Consider the following 3,172-nt stretch of genomic DNA (forward strand, 5'->3'; position numbering starts at 1 on the left):
ACCCGTTCTTCCATTCCGTGTAAGGCTATGTTAGCCAAAAGTGGAGAAATGACCCCACCTTGTGGTGTGCCTTCTTTGGTCGGGAAGATTTCACCTTGGTCTAATACCCCGCTTTTAAGCCAGGACTTAATTTGTGTTCGGAGTCCTGGATAGGTATTGATTTTGTCAAGTAATGCTTTGTGATTAATGCGGTCAAAACATTTGGCAATATCAGCGTCTAGCACATATTTAGCTTTGTATCTGATACTGTCAAAGATAGCTCCAATCGTATCGTAACATGACCTACCTGGTCTAAAACCGTATGAGTTTGGCTCAAAGAGAGCCTCCCATTCTGGCTCAAGTGCTGCTTTCACAACTGCTTGCAAGGCGCGGTCGTACATTGTGGGTATTCCTAATGGTCTGGACTCATTGGTTCCTGGTTTTGGTATCATTACCCGACGAGTCGGTTGAGATTTCCCAGTTACTTTGAGTTGACTTACTAGCTTAACTCGTTGCTTTGGGGTTAACAATTTAATGCCATCCACACCTGCTGTACGTTTGTCGGGTAAGGAGGAACACGTCGCCGCGTCCTCCTCCCCTAAGAACCGGACTTGACAGTTTCCCATCATCCGGCTCAAGCCTCCAAAACCTCAGAACGTTTGCCTGTATGTTCATGCCTGTGACAGGCTTTGTGAAGGTGGACAAGGTTTTCCGCTTTGTCCGTGCCTCCGTCTTTCACCCGAATCTTGTGATGGGTGTGCAGTTCTTCTCCATTGAACAAGTGTTCACCGCATACTGGACATTTCCAATTTTGGTTAACCGCTACGTTATATAGTTTTGAGCCTTTTGCCCAGTACGATTTCCCGTATTTGGATTGGCGGTCTTGCCAGTATTTGGTGAGTGTTGGGTCGTCGGGAGATGCCGTGTCTTTGACTTTGACATGGCGTACTATGGGGATGTATGCCAGCTTCGGCAGGGTTATTAATGTTTCCCTACCATGTCTGTTCAAGAAGGGTTGGGCAAAGTTCCACTTCGTCCCGTTGATTGTTCTGAAGTATTTTTGGGCTATCCAACCTTTCCCCTTTTTCGGGTGTCTTCTTAGCGACCACTTCCACAGCATTTGCCATATTCGGTAGTCTACGTAAGAAAACGTCTCCTTACTGACCTTGTGCTTGTAGTAGTTCCCCCATCCTCTAATGATTGGGCTAAGGTGCTGGATAACTGCCGTTGCTTTTACCGTTTTGTGTTGATTCAGCCATTGTTGAATTCCAGACAGGAATTCTTTGACCTTTTCTTTTTGCGGTTTAATTAAGCATTTACCCTTGTAATGTCGGACATTGAACCCTAAGAAATTGAAGCCCTCATTAATATGAGTGATTTGGGTTTTATCCGTATTAAGTTTTAAACCCCTCTGATTTAGCCATTCTTCTACGATGGGTTTAATGGCTTCCAAATTCTCACGATTTTCTGCGGTGATGATGAAGTCATCAGCGTAACGAACAAACCCATATTTTGGTTTGTGTTCCCTCTCCGTTCTTTTTCTACCTTTTGAGTCGGTATATTTGTACTCCTTCGTCTTTTTATGTTGGCTTAGGAGTTTTTCCATCCCGTCGAGGGCTATATTTGCCAAAAGGGGGCTTATAATCCCTCCCTGTGGCGTTCCGCTTTCTGTATCGTGGAATATTTCCGCCTCTACATATCCTGCTTTTAACCACTGTTTGATTAGCTCTTTACCAGGGATTTCTCCTATGGCATTGAGCAGGTATTCGTGGCTAATATTGTCGAATGCCCCTTTTATATCTGCGTCCAGTATCCATCTGTCATTTCCCTGAGCGTTTAGTCTTATCCATGTCTGCTCAATTGCGTCATGGCAACTTCTGCCTGGGCGGAAGCCATAGGACTGGGCTTCAAATCTGGTTTCCCAGACTGGTTCTAGGGCATTCTTGACAATTGCTTGTGCTATTCGGTCTTTGATTGTCGGGATACCTAATGGTCTTTGTTTTCCGTTGGCTTTCGGTATGTATACCCTTTTAGTTGGGCGGACTTTCCATAAGGTATTTTCCTGAATTTCTCTGACCAATTTCACTCTTTTCTCTGGAGTTAAAGCCGTCTGACCATCAATGCCAGCCGTCTGTTTCCCTTTGTTTTCTTGAGTGACTCTTCGCACTGACAATAGCAGGTTGGAGTAACTGCGAAGCATCAGTTTCATGAGGCTTTTGACCTTATTACACTGACCGTTCTGGGCTGCTCGGTAGATTCTCTGTCTCAGGTTTCTGACGCGCTTTTTGATGAGCTTCCAATTAATGGATGCCCATTCCTTGAGCGGTTCTTTCGTTCCGATGTCATTGCTGACTCTATCTTCCACGTTGGTTCGATTCCTTTACGTGAGATTTACCGTTGAAGACCCGCTGGAAGTCTGCCATCTTTCAATGTGGGGCAAAGCTTGAACCCCTATCTTCCGCATTACCAGAAGCATTCGCTTTCTCCAGCATCCCTTACCCTCTGGATAATTCCGTTTTCCTTACAGTCAACCTACTCATGCCATCGACCTGGCTTGAGAATCCATAGGGCTTATCATGTTTCGTACATTTAACCTTCGACCGATTCGGGTTCCACCTATATTCCGGTGAGAGTTTCGCTCCCTCGTTACTAGCCACAAGGCGCTGCCAGTAACCTACTCACTTGCCTTTTGGCTAGAGTGTATCAGCCTGATTTCACTCTTTAGACATAACGGAATCTACGGTGATTCACATAACGTTAACCCTTTTCAGTCTTCCCCTTGCCCTTTCACCGAATTAGGCTATCAGTTGCGGGGCTTTCATGCCTTGCATTCCAACAGGTTCATTACTTACTTCTGTTGTAGGCGGAGTGCGACACTCTTTTATGTGGGGACGGAGAGAGAGAGTTCTCCGGGAGAGGCGGCTCTCCAGTTATTCAGCGCAGATGCGCCTAATGTACGACTTCACGTCGCACGCCAGTGTTGTCTTGTGTAACCCGTCGTACCGCCAAAACCTTATTAGACCATGAATTAATCAAGGTCTTTTGAAGCTTCCTCACTGCTTTAACATCGCCACGCTCACTTGCTCGATAGATACGCTTTTGCAACTTAAATGTCAATCTTTCGGCTTTTCGCCAATTGATTTGATTCCATTCCACCGTCGGGTTGTCCCGCGTTTTAGACTTATTCATTGCT

At 45.6% G+C, this 3,172-nt stretch carries 1 protein-coding gene and 2 pseudogenes; all 3 read right to left on the minus strand.

Annotated features, from left to right (window positions below; all coding sequences use genetic code 11):
- Positions 1-539, minus strand: a pseudogene (locus IQ270_RS29275) (reverse transcriptase domain-containing protein); the annotation flags it as partial.
- A 74-nt stretch (positions 540-613) separates the two neighbouring features.
- Positions 614-2,344, minus strand: a complete 1,731-nt coding sequence (gene ltrA, locus IQ270_RS29280; protein WP_193976623.1) for a group II intron reverse transcriptase/maturase — start codon at positions 2,342-2,344, stop codon at positions 614-616.
- A 608-nt stretch (positions 2,345-2,952) separates the two neighbouring features.
- Positions 2,953-3,168 (minus strand): annotated as a pseudogene (locus IQ270_RS29285) (reverse transcriptase N-terminal domain-containing protein); the annotation flags it as partial.
- Positions 3,169-3,172 lie beyond the last annotated feature (4 nt).

Origin of the sequence: Microcoleus sp. LEGE 07076 (genome assembly GCF_015207455.1) — a bacterium.
Classification (GTDB): Bacteria; Cyanobacteriota; Cyanobacteriia; order Cyanobacteriales; family Microcoleaceae; genus Microcoleus.